The sequence below is a fragment of the Parageobacillus sp. G301 genome, assembly GCF_030268025.1.
Lineage (GTDB): Bacteria > Bacillota > Bacilli > Bacillales > Anoxybacillaceae > Parageobacillus_B > Parageobacillus_B toebii.
Genome location: NZ_BSDB01000001.1, coordinates 730022 through 756101 on the forward strand (window position 1 = coordinate 730022; position 26080 = coordinate 756101).

At 40.5% G+C, this 26080-nt stretch carries 21 protein-coding genes and 1 pseudogene; 5 read left to right on the forward strand and 17 right to left on the reverse strand.

The genetic code is table 11. The features are described 5' to 3' along the window. Positions 1-519 precede the first annotated feature (519 nt). Together QSJ37_RS03795 and QSJ37_RS03800 are read left to right on the forward strand one after the other, a co-directional pair. Positions 520-2709 (forward strand): annotated as a pseudogene (locus tag QSJ37_RS03795) (nitric-oxide reductase large subunit). A gap of 35 nt (positions 2710-2744) precedes the next feature. Next, the gene (locus QSJ37_RS03800) at positions 2745-3068 is read left to right on the forward strand and encodes a cupin domain-containing protein (protein ID WP_285753839.1); all 324 of its coding nucleotides are present in this window, start codon (positions 2745-2747) and stop codon (positions 3066-3068) included. Positions 3069-3340: 272 nt separating this feature from the next. Here QSJ37_RS03800 and QSJ37_RS03805 read toward each other — a convergent pair whose 3' ends face one another. The 3 genes from QSJ37_RS03805 to QSJ37_RS03815 form a co-directional block, all read right to left on the reverse strand. After that, the gene (locus tag QSJ37_RS03805; RefSeq protein WP_285753841.1) at positions 3341-3589 is read right to left on the reverse strand and encodes a hypothetical protein; all 249 of its coding nucleotides are present in this window, start codon (positions 3587-3589) and stop codon (positions 3341-3343) included. Between the two features lie 313 nt (positions 3590-3902). Continuing rightward, on the reverse strand, positions 3903-4298 hold the full coding sequence (locus QSJ37_RS03810; protein WP_285753843.1) for an IDEAL domain-containing protein: 396 nt from the start codon (positions 4296-4298) through the stop codon (positions 3903-3905). 310 nt (positions 4299-4608) lie between these two features. Continuing rightward, entirely contained in the window at positions 4609-5055 is a 447-nt protein-coding gene (locus QSJ37_RS03815) for a DMT family transporter (protein WP_062754323.1), read from the reverse strand. A 482-nt stretch (positions 5056-5537) separates the two neighbouring features. On the opposite strand from QSJ37_RS03815, the gene QSJ37_RS03820 reads away from it, so the two are divergent. Continuing rightward, positions 5538-5987 (forward strand): hypothetical protein, encoded by a 450-nt coding sequence (locus tag QSJ37_RS03820; protein ID WP_285753847.1) that lies wholly within the window; start codon positions 5538-5540, stop codon positions 5985-5987. Between the two features lie 166 nt (positions 5988-6153). Here the strand turns inward: QSJ37_RS03820 and QSJ37_RS03825 are convergent, their stop codons facing one another. Further along, positions 6154-6735 carry a hypothetical protein gene (locus QSJ37_RS03825; RefSeq protein WP_285753849.1) on the reverse strand — a complete coding sequence of 194 codons (582 nt, stop codon included), beginning with the start codon at positions 6733-6735 and terminating at the stop codon, positions 6154-6156. A gap of 117 nt (positions 6736-6852) precedes the next feature. After that, positions 6853-7500: a BMQ_0737 family morphogenetic spore coat protein gene (locus QSJ37_RS03830; RefSeq protein ID WP_285753851.1), complete on the reverse strand. Its 648-nt coding sequence runs from the start codon at positions 7498-7500 to the stop codon at positions 6853-6855. 198 nt (positions 7501-7698) lie between these two features. Between QSJ37_RS03830 and QSJ37_RS03835 the strand changes: the two genes are divergently transcribed. Further along, entirely contained in the window at positions 7699-9624 is a 1926-nt protein-coding gene (locus QSJ37_RS03835; protein WP_285753853.1) for a coiled-coil domain-containing protein, read from the forward strand. A gap of 505 nt (positions 9625-10129) precedes the next feature. On the opposite strand, the gene QSJ37_RS03840 is transcribed toward QSJ37_RS03835, so the two are convergent. Next, positions 10130-11185, reverse strand: a complete 1056-nt coding sequence (locus QSJ37_RS03840; RefSeq protein ID WP_285753855.1) for a zinc-dependent alcohol dehydrogenase family protein — start codon at positions 11183-11185, stop codon at positions 10130-10132. Between the two features lie 850 nt (positions 11186-12035). On the opposite strand from QSJ37_RS03840, the gene QSJ37_RS03845 reads away from it, so the two are divergent. Then, the gene (locus QSJ37_RS03845; protein WP_285753857.1) at positions 12036-13424 is read left to right on the forward strand and encodes an amino acid permease; all 1389 of its coding nucleotides are present in this window, start codon (positions 12036-12038) and stop codon (positions 13422-13424) included. 126 nt (positions 13425-13550) lie between these two features. Here the strand turns inward: QSJ37_RS03845 and QSJ37_RS03850 are convergent, their stop codons facing one another. The 11 genes from QSJ37_RS03850 to aepX form a co-directional block, all read right to left on the reverse strand. After that, positions 13551-13769: a hypothetical protein gene (locus QSJ37_RS03850; protein ID WP_285753859.1), complete on the reverse strand. Its 219-nt coding sequence runs from the start codon at positions 13767-13769 to the stop codon at positions 13551-13553. Between the two features lie 146 nt (positions 13770-13915). Continuing rightward, the gene (locus QSJ37_RS03855; RefSeq protein ID WP_285753861.1) at positions 13916-14413 is read right to left on the reverse strand and encodes a L,D-transpeptidase family protein; all 498 of its coding nucleotides are present in this window, start codon (positions 14411-14413) and stop codon (positions 13916-13918) included. 571 nt (positions 14414-14984) lie between these two features. Next, positions 14985-16316 carry a YheC/YheD family endospore coat-associated protein gene (locus tag QSJ37_RS03860; RefSeq protein WP_285753863.1) on the reverse strand — a complete coding sequence of 444 codons (1332 nt, stop codon included), beginning with the start codon at positions 16314-16316 and terminating at the stop codon, positions 14985-14987. Beyond that, positions 16313-17659: a YheC/YheD family endospore coat-associated protein gene (locus tag QSJ37_RS03865; RefSeq protein WP_285753865.1), complete on the reverse strand. Its 1347-nt coding sequence runs from the start codon at positions 17657-17659 to the stop codon at positions 16313-16315. The genes QSJ37_RS03860 and QSJ37_RS03865 overlap by 4 nt, the downstream gene beginning before the upstream one ends. Beyond that, positions 17643-19019 carry a YheC/YheD family endospore coat-associated protein gene (locus tag QSJ37_RS03870; RefSeq protein ID WP_285753867.1) on the reverse strand — a complete coding sequence of 459 codons (1377 nt, stop codon included), beginning with the start codon at positions 19017-19019 and terminating at the stop codon, positions 17643-17645. The genes QSJ37_RS03865 and QSJ37_RS03870 overlap by 17 nt, the downstream gene beginning before the upstream one ends. Further along, on the reverse strand, positions 18976-20073 hold the full coding sequence (locus tag QSJ37_RS03875) for a YheC/YheD family protein (RefSeq protein ID WP_285753869.1): 1098 nt from the start codon (positions 20071-20073) through the stop codon (positions 18976-18978). Before QSJ37_RS03875 ends, QSJ37_RS03870 begins: the two co-directional genes overlap by 44 nt. Before the next feature lie 249 nt (positions 20074-20322). Continuing rightward, positions 20323-21045: an NlpC/P60 family protein gene (locus QSJ37_RS03880; protein ID WP_285753871.1), complete on the reverse strand. Its 723-nt coding sequence runs from the start codon at positions 21043-21045 to the stop codon at positions 20323-20325. 53 nt (positions 21046-21098) lie between these two features. Beyond that, positions 21099-21506, reverse strand: a complete 408-nt coding sequence (locus QSJ37_RS03885) for an NUDIX hydrolase (RefSeq protein WP_175244223.1) — start codon at positions 21504-21506, stop codon at positions 21099-21101. After that, positions 21487-23364, reverse strand: coding sequence for a 2-aminoethylphosphonate aminotransferase (locus tag QSJ37_RS03890; RefSeq protein ID WP_285753876.1), 1878 nt, complete (start codon positions 23362-23364; stop codon positions 21487-21489). The genes QSJ37_RS03885 and QSJ37_RS03890 overlap by 20 nt, the downstream gene beginning before the upstream one ends. Further along, on the reverse strand, positions 23357-24484 hold the full coding sequence (aepY, locus tag QSJ37_RS03895) for a phosphonopyruvate decarboxylase (RefSeq protein WP_285754750.1): 1128 nt from the start codon (positions 24482-24484) through the stop codon (positions 23357-23359). The genes QSJ37_RS03890 and aepY overlap by 8 nt, the downstream gene beginning before the upstream one ends. Further along, a complete protein-coding gene (gene aepX / locus QSJ37_RS03900; RefSeq protein ID WP_285753878.1) occupies positions 24474-26078 on the reverse strand; it encodes a phosphoenolpyruvate mutase in 1605 nt (534 codons plus the stop codon). Before aepX ends, aepY begins: the two co-directional genes overlap by 11 nt. Between the last annotated feature and the right edge of the window lie 2 nt (positions 26079-26080).

The window sequence follows — 26080 nt, forward strand, 5'->3', positions numbered from 1 at the left end:
TACACCCTTTTTGTAAAATCATATAAGGAAAGAAGCCTCTTGTCTGTTACGTATATCACATGACACACATCCTTTTGACCATTCTGGCTGTATACAACGCCACTAGATTATTGTAAGAAAATAAACGATTATGAACCCGTCATGTTCTTGAACGTTATATGAATATTTTTCAAAAAAAAATTGACAATGAACAAACGAAATGGAGCGCTAACAGCATGCTCCATTTCAGTTTAAAAAGACACCCTGCCCGTTTATCCGCAACTATTCTTCCCGTACTTTCTACCTAGATGCTCCATGTCCCTATACGTAATATAACAACATCTGCCCTCCTCTTTTATTTTCCCATTGTGATTATGTAAATTCTGAATAGAAAACGATAGCGCAGACAAAAATATCCTTATAATAGAAAAAGTGGGAGGTCTAATTATGCGTCTTACTAGGCTTTGGGTAAGCTTAACACTCGTGTTCGTCATTTCATTTGCCATTTTGGGATATTATGGGGGAGAGATTTACCAAACGATGCCCCCTATTCCCAAACGTGTGGTGACTAGTACGGGTACCGTACTGTTTACCGAAAAAGAGATTAAGGAAGGCCAAAATGTTTGGCAGTCAATGGGCGGGCAGGAGGTTGGATCCGTCTGGGGACATGGCGCATATGTAGCTCCAGACTGGAACGCCGACTGGCTGCATCGGGAAGCTATATGGATTCTCAACAAATATGCAGCCGATCAATTTGGAAAATCTTACGATGAGCTCGATGAGGAAAAAAAAGCAATGTTGCGAACGAGATTGAAAAAAGAAATCAGAACGAATACTTATCAGCCGGACACGGGAGATTTGGTGGTTTCCCCTATACGAGCGCAGGCAATTGCAGCCATCAGCCAGCATTACTCCGCTTTATTTGGCAACGATCCAAAAATGGATGATTTGCGTGATAAATACGCGATCCCTCGCGGAACCATCAAGGATCCAGCGCGGATGAAAGCCCTTAACGCCTTTTTGTTCTGGACAACTTGGGCCTGTGCGACCAATCGTCCAGGCAGCGACATCACATACACGAACAACTGGCCGCATGAACCTTTAATTGATAATGTAGCGACTGGATCTATGGTTGTCTGGTCTGTGGTCAGCTTTGTTCTGCTATTGGCCGGCATTGGAGCTTTGGCTTGGTATTATGCCAAACAAAAACACGTCGAATTGGAGGAAACCTATCCTGAAAAAGACCCGTTGCTTGCCTTGTCACCCACACCTTCCATGAAGGCAACACTCAAGTATTTCTGGGTAGTCGCCGCTTTGTGGGTGGTGCAGGTTGGCCTGGGAGCAGTCACCGCTCATTATCAAGTGGAAGGAAGCGGTTTCTACGGAATACCACTTGCAGAATGGTTGCCTTATTCGATAACACGTACGTGGCATACTCAATTAGGGATCTTATGGATTGCTACTGCCTGGATTGCCACCGGGTTGTTTGTAGCTCCGGCAGTCTCCGGCCATGAACCGAAATACCAACGATTTTTCGTAAACGTTCTCTTTGTGTGTTTGCTGATTATCATTGTCGGTTCCATGGCAGGCCAGTGGTTTGCCGTACGGCAGCGTCTCGGATTGGACACAAACTTCTGGTTTGGGCACCAGGGGTATGAGTATACGGATCTTGGACGATTCTGGCAGTTGTTCCTGACTGTCGGGCTTTTCCTCTGGCTGTTCCTGATGGTACGGGGGATTTGGCCTGCGCTAAGGAAGGCAAAAGACGACAGACACTTGCTCATTCTGTTTTTGATCGCTTCTACCGCGATTCCGGTGTTTTATATTCCGGGACTATTATGGGGGCAGCATACACATCTTGCCATTGCTGAATACTGGCGCTGGTGGGTGGTGCACCTGTGGGTAGAAGGATTCTTTGAAGTATTTGCGACTGTGGTAATCGCATTCCTGTTCACACGTATGGGATTGCTGCGAATATCAACGGCAACCACTTCGGTTCTTTTTTCGACCATTATCTTTCTGTTTGGCGGGATTATCGGCACGTTCCACCATTTATACTTCAGCGGAACTCCGATCGGGGTGTTAGCCTTCGGCGCTACTTTCAGTGCACTTGAGGTCGTTCCGTTGGTGCTAGTCGGATTCGAAGCGTACGAGAATTTGACCCTTTCCCGTGCCCGTCCTTGGGTAGCGGCTTACTAGTGGCCGATTTACTATTTTATAGCGGTTGCATTTTGGAACCTTGTAGGTGCTGGATTGTTCGGATTTTTTATCAATCCTCCGATTGCGCTTTACTACATGCAAGGGCTTAACACCACGCCAGTACATGGACATACAGCGCTGTTCGGAGTATACGGCATGTTGGGAATTGGGCTCATGCTGTTTTGCTTGCGGGGGTTGACCAAACGGCGCAAGTGGAAAACAAAGGCTCTCTCATTCTCGTTTTGGGCGATCAATATCGGACTGGCATTAATGGTTCTGCTGAGCCTGCTTCCGATTGGCCTGATGCAGACATGGGCAAGCGTGAAGCACGGTATGTGGTACGCACGTTCAGCCGAGTTCATGTCGCAGGAGATCATTCACAACTTCGTATGGCTGCGGGTGATTGGTGACACTATTTTTGCGATTGGCGCGCTGGTACTCGGCTGGTTTATCCTTGGCCTCAAAACCGGCTGGTCTCTCACTGATGAACCATTGCATTATGCCGAGGAAAACGAGACCCATGCAAAATAACCATCCGCAGACCAACCGTTAAGGAGAGAATTCAAGTGAAGGTATATCCATTAAAATTCGAAGAACAATTTGTAAAGCCTATTTTGGATAACAGCGTGTCAAAAGTAGTTCAATTCTCCTTTCCCAAAGGCAAGGTATTGCAAAAACATAAGACATCTAGTGATATTCTCGTGTTTGTCCTGCAAGGTCGAATTCAGTTTTCCGCAAATGAAGAAGTGACATTGCAAGCGGGAGACATGGCAAGCCTGGAAAAAAACGTAGAGCACTCGCTCAAAGCCTTAGAGCAAAGCCTGGTTATACTGGTGCTCACCCCCAGCCCAGCGGCCCATTCTATTTTCAAGCCGCAAAGCAGGCAATAAGTAGATGATCGAGAGCGATTAAACGTGTGGCTAAAGAAATAAACTATCCATATCCAGGCTCCCGAAAGCAAAAAAAGTAAAACAGAGAACATCGGATGAATCGCTTCCGGTTTTGCATTCTCCTTTAGAGAATTTATTTGGGCATTGAAAAAAGACGACGTAAGCCAATTTATTTAGATTTTGGCCATTTTCCACCAGCTATCCTTTTTCCTCATTAACAGCCTAAATTAAAAATTGACCGATCCAGATGGCGGGATCGGTCAATTTCTGTTTTAAAAGTCAATTATTTTTTGTAGCGCCTGTTTGTCCAAGGATTTGATTGCCTCTAGCAGCAATGCTACTGCGTTATCGATGTCCTTTTTTACTTGCACGCGGCTGTGAATATATCGAGCGGCTACGCCAATTACAATAGATGGAACCCCTTGTTTATGTAAATGAAACTTTCCAGCATCGGTTCCTTCATCAGCCATAATATCGACTTGGTATTTGACAGGTCGCTTCTTTATTCTTTTGTGGAACACAAAATAGCCCTTGCACAAGAAATCTCATCAAGATGAAAATGTCATTCTACATGAGGAGAGATTTCCCATGCAAGAGCACCTTCATTATATACACGAGATTTCTCTGCTTTAGCAGATAAAGAGTTATTAAAACAAGGACTCTCTCTTGCTTGCGCAAACAACTGATTACATGAGTTTCCACGATGGATCGCCGAAAAGGAAACAGATGAAGCGTTTTTTCATGTTAACCGATCATTTTCATCTTGATTCCATTCTTTTGTTTAGATGAATAACATACGTTATTCGATTTTGACGCGCATCATGAGCATTTTCATCATTCATCTCTCATGCCGCATGTTCCCAATCTGTTTTTAGAAGGATGGGCAGTATTCTTCCTTTCATTTTCTTTTGCAACTTGTCTTATTGATTTTAATTTGGCGGACAGCTCCATAAACCAGCTTTCATCCTTAGTTAATAAAGCCAAATCAATTAATGCCTTAATCGGTTCCTCGCCATCAAAGGTCGACATCGGCAGTTTTTTCACCCAGTGTTTTAGTGTTTCAACGGTTTTTCCAATGATTTGCTCATTATCACAATCCATCACCTTTATTTTGACAGTTCCTTGTAATGAATTTACTGCTTCAATATAGCCGTATATCAACTCTCCATTTTTTGTTTTCCCTTTTACCCAATCCCCTACTTCCACTGGCGAATTACTTATTCTATCCATTGAATTCACCACCACTTAAAGTGTTGTAATATCTTTTAAAAAAGACTCGCAACTGGGAACACGCCTTCTGTAACAAAAATTATTACATTTTATTCATAGAAAATCAAACAATTGAATTTATCATAAATTTATTGTAAATTTATCTTTACACTCTTCTTACGATCATTAGAATGGCGGTTTTCGTATAAAAATTATGATAAGAGAGCGTTTTATTTGCGATAAAGAAAAAAGGAGGGCTGTTTTCTTTCGGCGTTCAGGTTCTCCTTTTTTATCCTATTCATCTTTCAGCAAGCTTCAGGCAGCACGTATTCTATGATGAAACACTGCCCCGATAAATAAAGAACAGAGCCGCCAACATAAGTCCTAGACCAAGCAAGCGGCTTGCATTCATCGGAATTTTTTCCACACCGAACAAACCAAAATGGTCAATGATAATGCTGATGACCATTTGGCCAACGATTGCCGCGAAAATCGTTAAGGCCACCCCTACATTCGGTACACAAAGAATGACAAACGTCACAAAAAGGGCCCCTAACAAGCCGCCAAGCAAATTCCATTTAGGCACTTGAAACAAATGAGCGATCTGCCCTTTTCCAAAAAACAAGACGAAAAATGTTAAAAACAGCGTTCCGATAAAAAAGGAAGTAAACGCTCCTTCAACGCTGCCAATTTTTTTGCCGAGACTTCCGTTTATAGGCGCCTGAATCCCCGCCATCATCCCGCCCAACAAGGCTAAAAGAATGTACAAAAACTTCATTTTGTTTCCCCCTAACAAGTGATTAATTATAACTTATCATATTGCGGTTATAAAAAACGATAAAAACGCTCATAAAAACTTAATTATTATAATTTTATGACAATATATAAACAAAAACTATAGTACCGTCAAGAATTTTGTTTAAATGTAAGATAAATAGGGCTTCTCTGAAGGAAAGATCGGTGATCAACCAATGGTTGAGCCTTTTTAGCTGGTATTTCCTCTTTCCACGAAAAGTTTGACTGCATGAAATTTCCGTTCTTTATCACACGTTTTCCCACGTTGGCGCTCCCTCCATGCAATTTGTTTTATAATAACGTTTCTTTTGGTGTGTCCACTTTTTTTAACTAAATTTCTGGTTACTCTCCTATTTATCAAAACAGGTGAAAGAAATAGTTATTCGTCCGAAACATTTTTCTATTTTTTTCATTTAATACAATAGGTGCGAAAGCATAAAACCATCTGAAAGGAAGAGATGCATAATGGCTTGCTTATGTAATGGAGGCTTATTTCCGCAATTGTTTTTTACACAATCATTAACCCCTCAAGCGCTAACAGCTGCTACTAATCCAAATGTAGTGCTTACTCTTGGGCCAATCGTTACCCTTAGCGGAGATGAGGTAAAATTAGATTCGATCGTTGAATTAGCAATTACATCCGCTAACGCAGAAACAACTAACGTAACAGGTGCAACTTATATTCTACAGCGCTCTACAAACGGAGGAGCGTTCGTGGATTTGGCTCAGCTTGATATAGACACTCAAATAACTGGTGTTGCTACGGTTACTTTATATCCGAACCTTACTTGGGTAGACGTACCAGGCGTCGGAACACACACTTACCGTGTCGTTATAAACGTTCCAACTATAGCTGGCATTACTTTTAGTGCAGAAACTCGCGCATTAAACGCTCTTGTCGTTCGAGAAGCATAAATAAACAATGGCTGACTCAAACAGGACAAAGTAGATATTGAGTCAGCCTTCCTTATCTAATGGAAAACATGTCATTTTCCATTCACTAACGTTGCTAGCAAATCCATTTCACTTCTCTCGTCTTCATTTTTCTATGAACATTCCAATTTCGGTCAAATCATTTTTGCTACGCATGAATGACAATATTGTTCAAAGCCCGAATGCCATTTGGAAGTTGTTTGCAATAAAAAAACCCTTCCACTTTATAAGTCGTTTGTTCTTCACCGATATCAAACTTTAGCTGGAAATTAGAAAAAGATAACTTATGTCCAGCTTCGATCTTTGAAATGTGGACAGGCTTTAACCAAAATTCTCCTTTTTCCTCCACGATTTTATTCGCCTCCTCATCAATATATTGCCACGGTTCCATCACTAATGGATTCAAATGGCGGTCATATTGGACATCCTCACCAAGCTTAGCGGACAATATGGCACGTTCTTTTGGCATCACTTTCAGACATATAATAGGGTTTTCGAGCGGAACCGAACCGGTATTGTAAATGACAAAGTTTCCGACGACAGTTCCCTTTTGCTCTTCCGTTTTCGGCAATAATAGCGAATACGTGAAATAGGGAATGATACTTATTTGATCAATCCCTTTCCCCCGTTCTTTTGCTTTTTTTATCTCGTTTAACGTTTGTTTGACCGCCTGAACGTCACGTTCCAGCGCGCGAACTTTTTTTTCCACGTCCAAAAGCTGATCGCTCATTTTCTTCCTCCTTGCGAAATAAAGATTTCTTTCCATGTTATATGTATGAAAAAAAGAGGAGGAAATCCCCTCTTTTTCCAAATAGCGAGGAGTTTGGAACTCTCCTCATTTGCAAAATTATTCGTGGTTAAGCGGAAAGATAGTTGGACATTGCGGTGGAAATACATCGACTGGACATTCGTCCTCACAAATAATTTGCGGACGAGGTTGGCAAAACTTCGCAAACACTTCTAAAATAACTTCAAATGTGACGACAATATTTTGACAAACTCTCGCAAAAATTGTCGCAGTAATCGTATCCACACCTGCTGTTGGCGGTGTAAATGAAATCACTCGGCAGCCGTTGAAAGTATCTGATGTAGATGTACAACATACGGTTGTGCCTTCTGGTGCGCAAAGAATCACTTCTTCAGTTATTGTAATCGTTACTGGGCTGCTGGTTACAGTCACTTGTGCGCCAGCTGCGTTTGTTCCTGTCACTTCTAAAGTAACGGAAATCGTTTTGGTTAATGTAACGGCTTGAAGTTCGACTGTTTCATCTCCTACCATACATTCAATATCACGGCGACCCTCTTCCGTACATTCTAAAAGCGTCAGTGAACAATCAGCTGTAAGATTTGTTAGACCAGCAAGAGAACCAGCAGGGAAAGTAAATGTGATATCTCGTGTGATCGCCACAACGTTTGTTGTCCAGTCATATACTTTACATACTTGAATACACTCAGGGCGAAATTCTTGGGCAAACTGCTCTAAGTTAATTGCCATCGAGCAACCTTCCTTTCATGATTTTTTCAGGCTACTCTATACTATGTAATTCGCCATCATGAGTGACAGTATCAATGCCTAAATTTCCTAATATGTGCAAATGGTTTTCCATGTCAACCTTTATTAGGCTCTTGCATACAATTGTAAAGAAATGGGCATTTCCTATGTGAAAAATCGCCAAAAAAAGGTGGTGAGGTCGTGAACGAAGAACATAAAAGCATTCAGTTGGAACAAAAAATTATCCACCTCAAATCAGAACTGGAAAAATACAAAACCTTGCTTGCTTCGTTTCAATCTGATCAACAACGGAACCATCTCCAAGAACAAATGGAACAGTTAACAACCGAAAACGCCCAGCTTAAAGAGAAATGCCATGATTATGAAGAAACGATTTCCACTCAAAATCATGAGATTGACCGCTTATCCACAGAGTTGGAGGAAACAAAAAAAGAAAATCGCTTATTGCATAATGAGATTCAAGAATTAAAAAATGAAAATCTCGTTCTTCAGCAAAAAGTAGAAGCAAATGAAGAAAAAATCCAATCCTTATTAAGTGACTTATCTAACTATAAACAAAGGCAAGCTGAACTGGAAAAAGAAAAAGAGATCATGGGGGAGAAAACACAGGCATTGGAGAGAGAACTCTCTTCCCACCGCGCTCTTATGAATGAATATCTTTCATTCAAATCACAATTAGAATCATTTGCATCTTGGACAGAAAGGATCAAGACGATGGAAAAAAATGACGATTTTTTGAAAGAAAACATCGATAAGGTTTTAAGGGATTTTGAAGAGTTGAAAGACGTTTTCTTTACACAAAAACAAGAAACAGAAGATTTAAAAGAAGAAGTCCGTGTATTAACCAAAAAATTTCATACAATCGAAGAAATGTTATCAGAGTTAGACACGGAAAAACAAAAAGATATGGCGGTTTTACAAAAACATATTTTACATCAATATGTTGAAATTGAAACCCTTCTCGAAAAGACATCTCATTTTGCGACAGAGATAGAAAAAATATCAAAGCAGCTTTCCGAGTTAACAGAAATAGTGGAACAGAAAAACGAGGATTCTCCAAACTCAGAAACGAACGAAATGAAAGAAATGTTGTCACAATTAGTACAACTGTTAGCAACTCAACAAGAAGTTCCTCCTGTTAAAGAGAAACCAAAAGAAATAACTCCTTCGCAAAAAAGTCTTGTTATAAAGAAACAGATAGAAAACGCCACACCACCACCTACCAATAGCTTTCTAAAATTACAGGAATTCATTGATGAAACACAGCAATCAATCGTTGTATCCCCGGTTAAAAAGAAAGGTCAAAACCAAATGAATCCGCAAACGTCCAATGTATATCCTCAGAAATCCAGCCAGATTAAAAATGTACGAGTTGAACAACCTTTCCAAAGCACTCGCCAACCATTTCAACATAAGCAGTCGGGAAAGGATGATGATAAATCACCCAATCCAGTAACACCAACACTATTATACCCAGACCCTCAAGATGATCTTTCAGACATCCAAAGCCTTACCCATACATTAGTTAGTGACGATATACTTGAATCAACTACCAAACTGAAAGCAGCAACAGAGGAAGAGCCAATCACACATATAGAGGAAAAGGCAGCTGAGCAATGGATAACACATCCAGTTATGTCCAAACAGGCTGAAGAAGAAATTCATGATGATATAATTCTTATCGAACATGAAAATCCCACTGCTGTTCAACAAGAAGAAAAAAGCGAAAATATTGACGACCGCGAAATTTTTGAAGAGATAAAATCTGAAAATCCAGAAACAGAAAGCGAGGGTTTAGACGAAACAAACGTATCATCTCCAATAGAGAGCGCCGCTGTTTCCATAATGGTAGAGAATGTGCAAGAAACACTAGAGATAGAAACAAATGATTCTTCTAGCCAAGAAATTCAAGCAGCACCTCCACATCCGTCAGCAGAACCAACCTTTCATGACGAACCTCCAAAAACATCTTCCCAAACGCAGGATAAGGTTCTAAAAAATGAAACAACCTTTCTTAAAGCAGAAGATGAATCTGTTGAAGAAGATTTAGAAAACAAAAAGTGGGGACTTTTATCATTATTAAAAAAGGTAAAAATATTCGAATGAAAAAGAGGACGAGGGATAATCCCCCGTCCTCTTATACATCGCATGCTCCGTTCAACATAGGAGATTCAGCGAATCATGACTTCTTCCTGTCTTCTATTACTCAATCATCCATCACTATTAAATGGATGAACAACTCTATCATACTCCCCCGAGTAAAAACTCTATCTATCTACTTCATTTACTTAATACCACTCTCAGCATTAAACCTCTCCCATCAATGAAAAAACAAAAGGGGCTGACCCACAAATGTCTGACCACACACGCGTTTCACATATGAATCTAATGTTCATGCTCCCATATATTGCGTGTGGGGTCTGACACTTTGTTTCTGAGTCAGCCTCTTTTTGAACATTGACTTTATTCATTTTTTAGAGCCCTCAATCGGCCTACTTTTTGAGATGAACATATTTATTTCTTGCTCCATTTTGTATCCGCCTTAATCCCAGTATCTAGCAAAATATTCCACACGGGAAATCTTCTCTCTGCTTTTATTTTTCAATTGCTGTTAGAAACGGTTAATAACAATGGATCCTAACGTACCATATTGAGACATCGATTCAAGCACTCCGCTCGCTTCTTCAAGAGAAATCGTTTTTGATATCAATTTTTCCGGATGTAACTTCCCACTTTCCACCATCGCCAATAAATCCTTATATCGATGTGGCTGCATACCAAGCGATCCTCTAATTTGCAGCTCTTTTGCTACGATCAAATCCGTTGGAAGAGGAATCATCCCGCCCTCTTCTTGCGACGTTAATCCAACTTGCACATGTGTTCCGCGGTTTCGCAAGCTAAGAATCGCATTACGACATGTTTCAGCAATACCTAGTGCATCTAACGTAATATCGCTGCCGCCTTTGGTGATTTCCATGACTGCTTCAACAGGATTGTCCCTTTTTGAATTCACGGTTGCAAAAGCGCCTAGTTCTTTCGCTTTTTCCAGTTTGGCATCATCGATATCAACAGCGATGACCCTAGCTCCAAGTGCATTTGCAATTTGAATCGCTGCTAAACCGACGCCGCCCGCACCGTAAACGGTAAAGAAATCACCTGCTTGTACCCCGGATTGATCGGCAACGGCATGAAAACTCGTCATAAATCGACATCCGAGGGAGGCAGCCGTTGTAAAATCGATAGAATCAGGCAAATGAACTAGATTTTGGTTCGCAAACGGCACTCTCGCATATTGGGCATAAGCCCCGTTACAATTAAATCCGAAGATTATTAAGTTTTCACATACGTTTTGGTGTCCTGTTTGACAATGCTCACAGTGTCCGCAACCCAAATTAAAAGGAACTACAACTCGGTCTCCTTTTTTGAACCGCTTGACATCTTTTCCTACTTCTTCGATAACACCAGCAAATTCATGCCCGAGAATGTGAGGGAGTTCAGGCTTCAATCCGATCCATTCCCAATCTCCGACCCACGCATGCCAGTCACTTCGGCAAACTCCATTCGCTTCCACCTTTACGATAACATCATTTGGACCGCAATCCGGATCTTGAAAGTTTTCGTGGATTACTAAAGGTTTTCCAAAATCCTCCATAACCGCTGCTTTCATCTACTATCTCTCCTTTGCCCAAAAGATGTTTATTGTACAACAACAACTATATTTTACAACATGTTTCCATCTTAAAATCTTTCTTTTTGTGAAAAATTTTTGTAAAAAAGAAAAACTCTTATTAATAAATAATATGCCACAATCTTTCTTTGTGTGATTTTTACTTTGCATACATCCAAAACGCGATAGATCTTTAACGCGGACATTTCCTTGCATGGTGTGTCCAGGCACTGTGTATAATCGAACGAAATATGCGTTGTTTCCGATAACGATAGAAAGTTAATATATCGAAATAATGTTAATCAAGAAGCAGTTGATGCGAATAACAATTTGCTTGTAAGTGTAGTAGGTTCAGCAAATTTTGTTCCTCCTGTTTTTAATGACTGGGAATCCTTTAGGTGTTAACGTTGGGTTTGGTTGCGGTTCGTTCGCTTTTTCTTTGTTGTATTTCACTGAACTCCCTTGACCTTCCCGATGTACAAGTCAGACATCGATTAAGCGAGGCACCAGTCGACAAACTGTTTCGTTGTTTTATATAGCGCTTCCCATAATCGTCGCTCCGATTTCGACAATACATTTTTGTATAACAATGAGTTTTGCGACACGCTATTGACAAACAGAAGAAAATCATTATATTTTAAAAATGTATTTTAATACTTAACTACACAAAAGCGTAAAAGCACAAAAGCTTAAAAGCGTTTAAGCAGAAAAGTTTCAAAAGGAAATTTATTAAAATAAAAAAGCCGCTTTCATCTTAACCATCTTTGGTCATTATTTTACCTTTTCTCGCTAGTAAGTTTATTTTAGTTTTATAACTCTATTAATATTACGACAGGAAGGCAGGAGCAACATGGAAAAAAATCATCAAAATTTAAAGAAAGGTTTATTACCTAGGCATGTCCAGTTTATTGCTCTAGCAGGCATGATTGGGACAGGTATTTTTAAAGGAAGTTCAGACACGTTAAATATAGCGGGGCCAAGTGTCGTTTTTGCTTATTTATTAGGAGGCCTATTATTATTTATTGTGATGACGGCATTGGCTGAGATGGCTATTGTCTATCCCAACTTAAACGTCCAGCATCTTGTATATAAAGCTTTTGGATTTCATATATCCTTTATCGTAGGATGGCTTTATTGGATCAATTGGACTATTGTCATCATTGTCGAAATTTTAGCGGCAGGAAGCTTCCTCAAATATTGGTTTTCATCCGTACCATTATGGCTTTTAAGTCTCCTTTGCGCCGGCTTGATCATCGGAATTAACTTGTTTCAAGTAAAGTACTATGGGGAGATTGAGTTTTGGTTCGCGGGAATTAAAATTATCGCATTAACCGTTTTTATTATTTTAGGTTTTTGTATTTTATCAGGCATCATTCCAAGCACGATTGATGATCCTTTGTCTAACTACACGGAACACGGCGGGTTCTTTCCTCATGGAATCGGAGGAATGTTGAGCGCCTTTTTAGTCGTCATGTTTTCATATGGCGGGGCGGAGTTAATTGGTGTCACTGTTACAGAAACAAAAGACGCAGAGAAGGTATTGCCCAAAGTAATCAAGGGAACCGTATGGAGAGTCATTCTTTTTTATATTCTTCCTATTCTTATTATATGCGGTTTAATGCCATGGAATAAAGTTTCGGGGGAAGAAAGCCCATTTGTTCAGGTATTGAACATCACTGGGCTGCCCGGAGCAGCTCATATCATGAATTTTGTTCTTTTAACAGCCGTTTTATCAGCGGCAAACTCTGGGATATATGCGACTTCCAGAATGTTATATTCAATGGCCCAAAGCGGTGAAGCTCCAAAAAGGCTATTAAAGATTTCCAAACAAGGAATACCGATAAACGGTATTATCATAACAGCAATATGTATATTGTGTGGGGTATTTTTAGCTTATATGACTCCGGAACAAGTCATCAGCTATTTAATGACGATACCTGGTTTTACGGTTCTTTTGGTTTGGATGAGCATTTGTTTAGCTCAGCTAAAGCTCCGTTCCCAATATAAGGAGAAACCGTTCTTCCAGGTAAAATGGTTCCCATACACAACGATATTAGCCATTGTATCTTTACTGATTATCTTCATCTCTTTTATATTTAATAAAAATAATATAATCGGTTCTGCCGTTTGCCTTGCCATATTATTGCTGCTTGCCACATTTTCTTTCATGAATAGAAACGAAAGAGAAAAAAACAGCGAATATAACAAGAAAAAAAAGGGTCTCGTGCAACACCTCTAAAATTTGGGCATTACAAAAACGTGGGTTGTATTTATTTATGACTGTGGCGATATCTTGTTATTAGCGTTAAAAAACCTCGGATGGAATAGATCCGAGGTTTTTTGATTGCAGATTCGTAATTTTCGTTTATCTTTGAAGTCCAGGATATTGCCAAATTCCAGAAACTCTAAACAGGTCACGGTAGATCACAAGCATTTCATCTTTCGATACTTTGTGTGCTTCTTCTATAGATGGATAATCTAAATAAACCACATTGGTGAAAGTTGTGGCATACGCTGTGGCAATCGTTAATGAAGACAAAACAACAGCTAGAGATAAACCTAGTTTCTTTTTCAAGTTTTTCATTGCATTGCTCCCCTCCTGATTTCTGTATTATTGGGATAGCCATCCCATCAACGATTATTAAGATAACATTTTTTTATTTACCTATTGCTAAGATAGGATAAATATCTTGTAAATTTTTCCTATTAATCTTACTTTCTTTCTTGATCTTATGGCCGGATGAAAACTTCTGTTCCGTTTGGCACCATCGAAGCTAATTCTAATACATCTTTGTTGTACATTCGGATGCATCCTTTTGATACATATTTTCCGATGGAAGATGGATTATTTGTGCCGTGAATACCATAATGAATCTTCGATAAACTTAACCACATAGCGCCAAAAGGCCCACCAGGATTTGGTTGGCGATTGACAATGACAAAGTCGCCAACAGGTGTTGCGGTCACCATTTTTCCAACACCAATCGGATACGTACGAATGACTCTTTCCTCCCTTTTTAACGTTAACTGCCGGCGGCTGACAGAAATATGGATTGTATATGGAATAGAACCTTTTGTGGGAAGATGAGGAATAATAATCGCCTGGCCGGGAACGAGGATAGAAGATATGGTTAAACGATTGGCGCTTAACAACGCTTGCACGGAGGTGCGATAATCCATCGCAATGGAAGAGATGGTTTCTCCTCGTTTGACAATATGTTTGTACATAAGCTCCCCCTCTTTTCGGCTTTTGGAAGCATGAATAGTGGTTTAGTAAAGCGTATGATATAATAAAACAAAATTGACAATATTTTTATTACAGCTTCCCATTTGGCGCATTATCGTTAAAAAAACATTCATCGCAGGCAATATTCCTACACAAGAAGAAAAGTGAGATACTTCTTTACTTTGTCTATGGATGGCTTGATTATAGAATATATGTTCGTTTTTAGGGATCAAAAACTTCCCGATTCATCTCCCCCCCTTCACTCCGTTTAGAGAAAGGGAGATTTCTCGGGAAAAGTGTTAAAGTGAATCTGTTTCATAAAATACCAAAATCCTTCAACCCTTGATAAATAAGAGTTACAGGCTTCTGTTACATTGATGTTCCGGTTGAACGAAGTGATCGGCCTCTCTCCTGTCAAGGTAGAAAGATAACTTCGGATTATAACAACTTTAGTTTAAAAATACTGATATAACAGGTGCCAGTTTCATCCGGATAGGATTTACCGCCAACTTTCCCCAGTTTAACAATGACAGTTGCCGCACCGCCGTCAAGCATGCAAGGGAGCGGCCTTCATTAACTGAAACCAGCCAGAGATTTCGCATATTCGAAGGGAGTGGTGACTACTTTTAAATACATTTGCCTATCTTGGATCGAATAGAGAGGCAATTTGTGGTCATGCAGTGGATCGATTTCTATTAGCCATACTTTTAAGTTTTCATCGATGATCATATCAATAGCCAAATCCGCATAATCCCCTCCACATTGATCAAGGGTTTTACCGGCTGAGATGCAAAGATCAATCATTTCCTGTTCTTTTAAAAATACTTCCCTTTCGTTCATTTGAAAAACTTTCCTTAATGCTTCCCTTCCGGTTAAAAAGATTCCTGACCGGTCAAAGTTGGCAGTAATTCCTGTTGTGTCTCCCAAACGGGCAATGATGCCCGAGCAGCTCCAATGTTTAGAACTGTTTTTTTGCAGAATGACTCGGAAATCAAGGCGGCGATCTCCATATCTCATGGCCGAAACTGCCTGTTGTATAAGATAGTCCTCATGCGTTATTAAGCTGTTAAGAAATTCCGCTGCTTCTTCTTTGGAATGAAAACATCTTTCCCCCGCAGATTCGTCAAGAAAACGATATCCGCCGCATGTTTGATCCACTTTGAAAAGTCCCTTTTCATTTTTTGTTTCTATCGGTTTTAAATAGACTTCTCCATACAAAGACAACATATGATCCAAGCTTTGAACGTTTTCCAACTGCTGGGTATATGGCAAGTGTTCGCGCAAATAAGGATATGGGGAGAGCCATTGCCATAATTCCCATTTATTAAATAAATGGGAATTAAACATATTCTCACCAACTTTAGAGATAATTTGATCATATACTGGCTTTTTTACATCTATTTTCCGGTAGATGACATCCGGATACGGAAAGAAACCATACTTCCATGGAGTTTCATCTTCTTTCGCAGCTGGGTCATAGTAATAACCTTCAACAGTTTGGGCGGATGAATGGATTCTATTGGCTGCACAAATATAAATAAGTCCCCCTATGTCTGAGTAGCTGCTTAAGTATTCCTTATATGCATTTAATGACTCAGGCGTGATATCCCGTTCTTCCTTGAAGGCCATAAAGGCAATCACCGGGCCGAGATGCAGTTTTCTTCCTTTCATTTCTATTTCATATGGAAGGTGTTCCGGCAATTGGAAAGGCAGTTTTATTGCGCTTGATAAGCCAACCGTATTTTCAGGTATGCTGCTATGAATCTCCACTTCGACTTCCTGTTTCCATATGCCAACTTGTAAGATCATCCGCCGAGGTATAACTTCCCTTTCTTCTATGATTGATTCGGGAAGAAAAATCGTGTTGGATTTTTTCTCTGGAATCCATTGAATATACCGCTTCATAATACCCCCTCCGGAAACCCAGCAAGTCTCTTGGCATAAAGCATATTCAGAAGCTTTATTCGATAAAACAGCGGACGATCATTGATATCAAGAGCAAACAACGGACTAGGGTTTAGATTGTTCATTTCGATGATCCACATCCTTCTTTGGGTGTCTATGCCGATATCAATGCCTAAATTTCCGCAATGCACCCCACATTGTTCAATAATTTGTGCGGCTTCATGTACGATGCGCGATATTTCTTTTCGCCATTTAAAGACCTCTTCAGTGGAAAGGCCAAATATTTTTTGCAGCGTAATTTCTCCAATTTCGGCAGTGCCGCCCGCTAAAATATTTGTCACAATGCTGCCTTGCTGGCCATATTTGGCCACCATGCACATATCATTCCACACACCTGCCTGGTCTTTTACCATCACGATGCGGAAATCGATTTTCTTTTCTTCGAACGATATCAGGTCAAGAGCTTGCTGCAAAATATACTTTTTCCCCTTGAATTGGCTTTTGAAGAAATCAGCCAGGCTAAAGAGATTGGAAAAGATCATCTCATAAGGGATGCCATCTTGATGATACTGCAATTTCAGGCCATGTTCCTCACTTTTGGAAACCTTGAAAATTCTCTCACCCATGCTGCCATGAAGCGGTTTTACATAAATTTGCCGGTGAAGGTTCAAAAAAGATTCAAGATCCTCTGGCTTTTTGTAGAGAATCGTCTCAGGCAAATACTGCTTTAAGTGAGATGCTTGACTTAACCATTTATACATTTCCCACTTATTGAATACATAACTGTTAAATAGCCGGTTGCCGAAAATCGTTTGAAAATGATTTCTCCAGCTTTTGTTAAGATAAATCGTTTTAAACACGGCGGCTGGATACGAATAAACGCCTTGTTCCCATTCTTTCGTGTCCGGGTTAAACATATATCCCTCTATTGTATATTTGAAAGGATCCATGCCTTCCAGCGAAAAAGCAACAATCGCTCCGCCAATGCGGTCATAATCGTATAAGTAGTTGGATAAATATTGCACGGTATCATCCAAAATGCTCTTCTTTGATGCGGTCAGAATACCTATATAAGGCCCGATTAGAATTTCATTTCCCTCCCGCCGGATTTCGTAACGGCCGCTGAGAGGAATCCTTAAGGACTCAATCACCCCAATCGATAATTTCATTTCGTTTTCGTTTAACCTAGAAGATATTTTCAGCTTAATTTCTAACGCTTGGATGCCAAAACGAAGAAACCATTTTTTTAGGGCGGAAATATTTTTTTGTTTCGCGGTGTTCGGATGGATCGTCAAACAGTCTTGAGCCTGCAGGTCCGGAATGATTTTATATTTCGGATTCATCGCTATCCTCCCAGCCAAAACCGGCAATAGAAGTTGAATAAAGAATGGGTTCGTAACATATCCGCCGGTAGATGTCATCATCCAATGTTTTAAATCCTTTAAAGGTTGGGCGAACATTAGCTTCTATAAACCAGTAATGTTTTTGTTGATCAAGAGCAAGATCCAATCCAAATTCAGCAAAATGGAATCCTGTTTGATCCATCATTTTGCAAAACTCTATCGAAATGGAGTGAATATCTTTTCTCACTTGTGTGGGATCCACTTCGGTACCAAAGGCTAATGTTAACGCTTCACTCAACTCAAGCGCTCTGCCTCCATTGGAAATGTTCGTAATCATCTTCCCCGTCCCTGCAAGTCTGCACTCTATTCCATTACAAACCCACTGCTTCCATCTGTTTTTTTGCATCACTACTCTTATATCCCAAGGACTACCGTCGATTCGCGCTAAATCCAAAAAAGGCTGAATGATATAATCGCGTTTCAAATATTTTCCTTCGTGCAAATAATCCTCCAATTGTGATGCGGGAATCGTAAAATTGGTAAACTGTCGATAATCATGAACTTCGAGGGTCCCGTCAGGCTTGGATGTGATAATCGATATCCCTCTGCCTCTAGAAAGCTTATTCGGTTTCAGAATGACTTTTGAATATTTATGAAGAAACGCTGATAAGCTGTCAACACTTAATAATGCCGTTTCTGGCAAATATGGGTTCAGCCGATCATTTTTCTTTAACTGAGTATACAACTGCCATTTATCAAACCTTACAGCATTAAATACTTCCCAACTGGAAACGTCGCTGCATTCGTTAACGAAATTATTCCTGGAATTAAATCCTCTTCGATAAACGACTGACGGCAGAGGCAATTTGCCATATACCCACTTTTTGTTCTCGTAGTTGAAGTATAGGCCATAAATACACTTTTCTCGCCAGCTCATGGAGCAGTGCCTGAACGCGATGAAAAGCCCCCCTACTTTTTCATAAACCCCCATAGCATCCGTTAATTCCTTCAATCTGCGATGGTGATAATAATAATGCTGGTCGCCAAGCAGAAAACCAATAACTGGACCGATATAAATGGTTGTGTCGGTATAGCGTATTTGATATGTGGCAGATTTCTGAATCAAAAGCTGGTCAAACACATTTTGGGAAAGCCGGATCAGAGCAGGATCATCAAAATGATCTCCCGTACATTCATCAATGGAGGATGAAGCTTGGACTGTGATGGGGATTTCGTTTTGGCCAAATATCAGTTTGGTTTGAGTTTTCAATTTGTCTGCCAGATTTTTTGAAACATATATCGTATTTCCTGAATCTTCAATCCCCCCCGTGTCCTCTCTCTCCACTTTGATCCACTTCATTTCGTTGCCCCCTTTCCGTTACATGGTTATACATTAGAAATAACAGATAATGAAAAGCATTATTCAGAAGGTTCGATTGTGCTTCCGAATCCATGTGACGATACAAGTATGGATCTTGTTCAAAACCAGCAACGTAAATGAGATAGGGACAACCATTCTCATCAAATATATAATCAAGTGTACAACTCCCCATGAAGGGAATGTAAAAATCTAAAAATTCTCCTATTCGTAAAGAAACATCGGCTAATGTTTCCTCAACATTTTTGTTATGATAAGGATCGCAGAGTATATCACTTATTTTAGAAGAACAGAATGCATTTCTTGAAAATATGCCGTTCTTGGCCGCTATGGTTGTAACGGACCATCCTCCATTTGCGTCCTTTTGAAGATAGATTCTGGCTTCTAAGGGGCCGTTCTCCCACTGAAAGCATTCGATTCCCTTCATTAGAATATGTTTTTTGTTGTTCGTCATTTTTTGGATATAGTTAACAATATCGTTCTTTTCGCATATCTGTCCGTTTTGGCCGATACAAATCATGTAGTTGTCGTTCTGAGTTTTTTTGATAACGACAGCTTTTGGTGGATGGAACGTTTTTTCCGGCAGAAGAAATAGCGTATCGTACTTGTGAAGATACTCCGTTAAAGTTGCGGCATTTAATGTTACTGAGGGCAAGAGAAATTGTTCAGAGCCTGTTAAAGAGGCTAACATTTCGAAAATGATGCCCTGAACAAAACGATTAACAGGATTGATGACCATGATATTTTCCATTTTCCTTAAGTGCCTCATTTTCCCAATTTTATCTTCGGCCGAATGAAGAGCAAAATTATAAATAAGAGGGGGTAATTCGCAAAATCCTTGACTTACCCGATCTCCTTCTATGATCGTGCCGCTAATGGCCTGCTCCTCCAAATCCAGATTTTGTAATGTAAACAAGACGGTTCTTATGTTGTATTCTTCTGATAATTTGCTGAAATGGTCAATCATTTTTGGAAAAATGTGCTGCTGTTTTTTTGCATTATATATAAAACCAAAGTCAACGGTTTCTGTTTGCACTAGTTTCACCTCTTTACTTCCGATCAGATAACAGCTTTCAATACTCTATCTTATGACTGCGTCATTTATTGGTGTATAAGTCCAAATAAATCATTTGGCATAAATAAAAAGCATTTAGGTCAAGCTCATTCAAGACGAAAGAGCAGAAAAGCGCGAACAGAAGCAGACTCGATGGAAGAAGTAAAAGGAACTATTTAAAAAAGCTTAACCCCCCTATTGACACCACATGTTTAAGGAGAGCAAAAAGGTTTATTGCTCCTGGGAATTCTGGATGTTAGGCATAACAATAGGCTTTTGCGGCGGGAGTACATACCGCTCTGGAATAACCGGTCCTCTGTCTTCATGGCCTGGAATCACTTTTCCCGGCGTCCATGATCCTTCCGGCAGAATTCGTTGAGCATTATAGAAATGCAGTCCATACCAGCGTTTAAAGCCGGTGATAATCCCAATGGCTGTAGGAGCTCCACTTGCTGTGCAGATTACCGCTGGGTTTCCGTCGAGTTGCCCCATGTAAATCCCAACATGGCCGATGTAAAAAGTACCGTCGGGCCGCTGTTTCCACCAAGTGAGTATATCTCCGGGACGAAGGTTTTCTAACCCTTCGAGGCTCCAATACCCATCGACGATTTTCGTATAGACGCCTTCCACTCTTGTACCGATATTGTCATATTTTTTAGCGACGCCAGTTAATTCAAAACCAAAATCGCCATAGACTAATTTCGTAAACCCCGAACAATCGACAACTCCGTCGGAATGGTATGAGTTATAGCCATGGCCATATACCGTATAGCCATGCTCCATATACCATATCGCGCGTTCTACGATTTGATCGGCCAGGCTTTCCTTGATATGTTTATATGCTTCTCTATACTGAGCCACTCTCACTAATTCCTTTTTGACGTACTCATCATAGTTCTTTTTGTATTTAGCGACCGCTTCTTCTGTTGTCAAAGATATATAGGAAGCAGACATTCATTCATCCTCCCTTAAATTAGGATTCCATGAAAACATTCATCTCCTTTAAATTAGGATTCGATGAAAAAAGGATGTTCTTCTTCATTCAAACATTTCAAAATTCTTTCTTTATAAGTTTTCCATCTCACCTTCCGCAAAGCCTCATCGATGGTAAAATAACCCGCATCTAAAGCATCGTCTCCTCCCGCTAATTCACCGCTTACCGGCGTCCCGAGAAAAAGTACCGTGCATCTGCTGTTTTCGACATCTTGAATAATTCCGCAAAATTTGGTCAAGCGGACTTCAATTCCTGCCTCTTCCTTGACTTCCCTGATGGCTGCCGCCTTGATGGATTCACCGTTTTCTACATAACCGCCAGGGAATTCCCATCCTCTTTTCCAGTTCTTAACTAAAAGAATTTTGTTCTCACTATTAACAACAGCTACGGAAGCTGCTAATCTATGTTTTGGAATCGCCATTAATCTCCTTCCTTTCCGTGCAGTAACCTATGCTTATTAGATACTGTTCAAGTAAATTCACAAATAATTCCATGTCCTTATAGGTAATATCCCCGATATTTGCCACCCTGAAGGTATTCTGTCCGTCGAGCTTGCCAGGATAAATGGTATATCCGTGGCGATAAAAATAATGATGCATCTCCTGAAAATCGTAGCTAGGAGTATTAGGTTCCATAATGGCTGTGATGATCCGGGAATGATGCTCTTTCTTGACGAGATGGGTTAAACCCAATCGAGTAATGCCATTGATCAGAACTTCCCATGATTTTGTATATCTCTCATACCTCTTCTCAATTCCTTCCAGACGCGTCTCAATGATCGCCTGCTTTAGTGCGTAAAGTATCTGCACCGGAGGGGTGAACCGCATCTGCTTCGTTTCTAAAAAATATTTATACTGTGAATAAAGATGAAGATAAAAATTTCGCGGAGGAAGGTGTTTAGTCATTTCTAAATGATCCTTTTTCGCAACTACAAATGCAACACCGGCCATTCCTTGAAGATTTTTATTGGAAGACGCGGCAAGATAACTAATATTCATGGCTTCCATATCAATCGGGATCGCCGCAAAGGAGCTCATAGCGTCGACAATCATTTGAATTTGATATTTTTTGCATAGTCTTCCAATGGATTCAATATCATTCAAGAGACCTGTCGTTGTTTCATTATGAACGACGGCCAAATGGGAAATTTTACGTGCAGAGTTTTGAATCATCGCTTCCATCGCGGCAAGGTCCAAAGGTTCGTCTGGCCTGCTTCGATATTCGATATAATTTAACCCATAGGCTTTCGCAATCTGGCACATCCTCTTGCCGTACGCGCCATTATTGACGATAAACACAGCCTGCTCGCCAACAACCGAGCTCAATATTGCTTCAACGGCTGCGGTGCCGGATCCCCCGAACAAAACGGTGGTATAATGCTCGGGGTCTGCAACAAATCTTGTGAGCTCATCCGAAATAAATTGCATGACATTGCCGAATTCTTCTTCTCTCGGACAGATGTCAGGGACTACTTGCGCGTATTTAACGGTATCCGTCGTTGTCGCAGGCCCCGGATTGAGCAAGATGTTTCTTTTTACCGGCGGAACATTCTTTTCTTTCGCTTTAATCATGGGATAGATATAACGTTCCGCGCGAAGCAAATGGTGTTCGTTATCAATTTCGCACCAAGCAAGATTATTCAACTTGTGAACGTATAGATTCACTTGATTGGAAATGCCGACAAGAGCGTGTTCATAATCGAGTTTAAGGTCATCATCAAAGCTCGCTTTCGCAAAGTTGCACATGGCTTGAAAGGTAGGATAGGAGATTTTCGTAATGCCTACTAACTCCGCATAGATATGGTTGAGTTTATTTCCTTTTTTTGCCATATTTCGCAAAAAACGATATTCATCGGCCTCGATAAATACTGCGTCATCCGAACCTGTCAACTCACTCGCCAAAATAACGTCCGATTTTTTATTTTTGATTAATATATCTAACGCTTTTTTTTCATAAATTAAGTCGCTCTCCAGAAGAAGAAAGTCATCAGAAATATGATCCTTCAAATTGTAAAGGGTATACATGCTGCCTGTTTTCTCATATTCGTCATTGCGTACACATGTAATTTGTGGGTATTGCATGGTCAAACGCTCATAAGCTTCCGCCAAATAGCCTGTTCCAATCACGATCTTTTCGATTCCCATCTCAAGCAATTTGCAAATAGACTGTTCTACAATTGGTTTTTCATCAAGCATTAAGAAGCCTTTAGGCTGATTTTTCGTTCTTTCTCCCAGTCTGGTTCCCATTCCCGCCGCTAAAATGACTGCGGTTTTAATCATGAAGAAACACCTTCAATCTTTCTTTCACTTCATATGGCTTCATTTTCGGCCGTCCGAGACCTTCTTTGGATCCTTTGGCTATTTTCATATATAAAAACGTAAGACTTTTCTCTCTCTTCCAATCTTTGATACACGATTCCAATTCCTCAAGGTTATGAACGTAAATCGATTTCGAGTAGCCGCAAGCTGCCGCTATATCCACGAAATTGACATTGTGTGATACAGTGCTTTGGCCGCCTGTCGAATCATGCGTGTTATTATCCAATAGAATATGCAGCATATTTTTTGGAGCGTAGTATCCATTTGTAGCCAGGCTTCCCATGCGCATAAGCAAAGCCCCGTCCCCTTCAATAACGACGATATCTTTATCTTTTTTTGCCAGCGCAAGTCCGAGCCCCAGAGAACTGACACAGCCCATAGAGCCCACCATGTACAGATTATTCGGAGCATCTTCAATCTCGTAGAGCTCCCGTCCTGTTTTGCCGGTTGTAGCCAACTGAATGGTTTTGTCACTCTTTAGTGAGTTGATCAACTTTAATGTTTCGATTCGGGTTGGAAGCTGATCATCTTTCGTTTTCCCGACCTTTAACACGTTTAAGTTAGATAGTTGTTTTTGATCCTTTAACGGCTCTTTCTCAAACGTATTTTTTTTCACGACAAAGAAAAAGGTTTGGTCTCTTTCGATATATGAATGAGCCCGTGCGAGTTGATTTTTTGCTTGCTCGAAGTCAGTGGATAAATATTCCCATTTAATCTCCATAAGATCCAGCATTTGCGTTGTGATACGTCCCATCAACTCATGTTGCGGTTCATCGGGAATGCCTGGCTCGCCTCTTAGGCTTACAAATCCAAGCACAGGAATCCGGAAAGGATAATTCAGGGAAACCAATGGCGATACGGCATTGGTTAACCCTGAATTTTGCATGAGAACGACCGGCTTCTCGCCTGCCAGATAAGCTCCCGCGGCAATCGCTACCGCTTCACCTTCATTGGTTGCCGCAACGTAGTCACAATCATTAATCGCATAATTGATTAAGTTCTTTAGAAAAGAACACGGTACTCCGCTGAAGAATTGAAATCCCATCTTTTTTAATTCTTCGCCGAACATTTTAGTGTTGATCAAATAAATCACCTGCCTTTTGTAAGTCGCGAATGGTATCGATATCCAGCCATGAACCTTTGATATATTTCACCGCAATAGGGTGAGACGAACTAATGTGATTAAAAAGGTCTGCCATTGTCAGCTGTTTGAAGTCTTCTCTTTTCGATAGTTCTTCTAAAGCTTTTTTTACAATTTTGGAACCGTTTTTTGTCACCTTCCAGAGGCCGATGAATTCACCATGGATTTCTTCTTCTTTCAAGTCCCCTGACATTTTGATAAACTGGACAGTGCTGGAGTAAAGTTTCTTAGAGTAAGGTATGTTGGTGGATACGAAATCTTTATCATTACTGATGGTTTCTACATCAGCGTCTACAATGAGGGTAATATCGTTCATATCGTTCAGAAGATCGTTGAGGATGTAGTTTTTGAAAATAATATCTCCATAGCTGATCACAGTATTCTCTTTAATTTTGTCCTTCGCCAGATATAAGGAGTAAAGCTCTTTCGTTTCCGCAAACAAATCATTGTCAATCACCGAAAAATTCGCGGCAGCAACCTTATCTTTGGCAAAGCCTCTGACCACGCAAATATCTTTGATGCCAACCTTATTAAATTCATCAATTTGCGTCGCAAGCAGCGACTTCCCTCCGACCTCGAGCAGCGTCTTTGGAATCTCTGCCGTAAGCTCATCCATATCGCCTCTGCTCGCCGCCAATATAATGGCGTTCACTTTCTTTCCGGAAGCCGGAAGATATCTTTTTTCGGCTTGCTTCAATTCATCTACTCCCTGAAGCCTGAACACTTCGTTCACGGAAACAACGTGAGGCTCTATATTCAAAAGGCTTTGTTCTTGATAAATTTGCTGACTCGTTTTCTGCATCGCCTTAATCGCTGCCCTTAGATTATGATTGGCCCAAATCACGAGACTAACACCCAATTCTCTAAATTTCTGCGTTGGAACGGAATAATACTTTGTCGGTACAATCACGACTGGGAGTCTATCTCCCCATTCTTTCATAAATGCTTCTATCTCAGTAGCATCGCTTCTCTTGCTGTGTATCAAAATAGCGTCTGCTCCCGCCTGACGATAAGCCTCAGCGCGACGAAGCGCCTCTCTGAGCCCCCAGCCTGCGATAAATGCTTCCACTCTCGCAACGACAACAAAGTCATCGTCAGTCTGGCTATCCTTCATTGCTTTGATTTTTCCGCAAAACTCTTCGATATCCGCAAGCGGCTGTGCTTCTCCGCTGATAAAAGAATTGGTTTTAGGAAATAATTTGTCTTCTATACAAACACCGGCAATTTGTCTGGATTCCAATTTTTTCACAAGACGTCTGGCATTATTGAAGTTTCCGTAGCCGGTATCACCGTCCAGCAAAATCGGTATGGACGTTGCATCGCTCATAAACTCTAAAGTTTCCAGCACCTGTGTCCATGATGCTTCGTTGTTATCTCTTACTCCCATTGAAGCGGAGATGGACAGTCCACTGGCCCAAATTCCTTTAAATCCAGTCTCTTCCACAATTTTCGCCGACAATCCATTGTGAGCTTCCATGATAAATTCCAACGAATTGGAATTGATTAGATTTCTTAACTGAGTTGTCTTTTTCATCG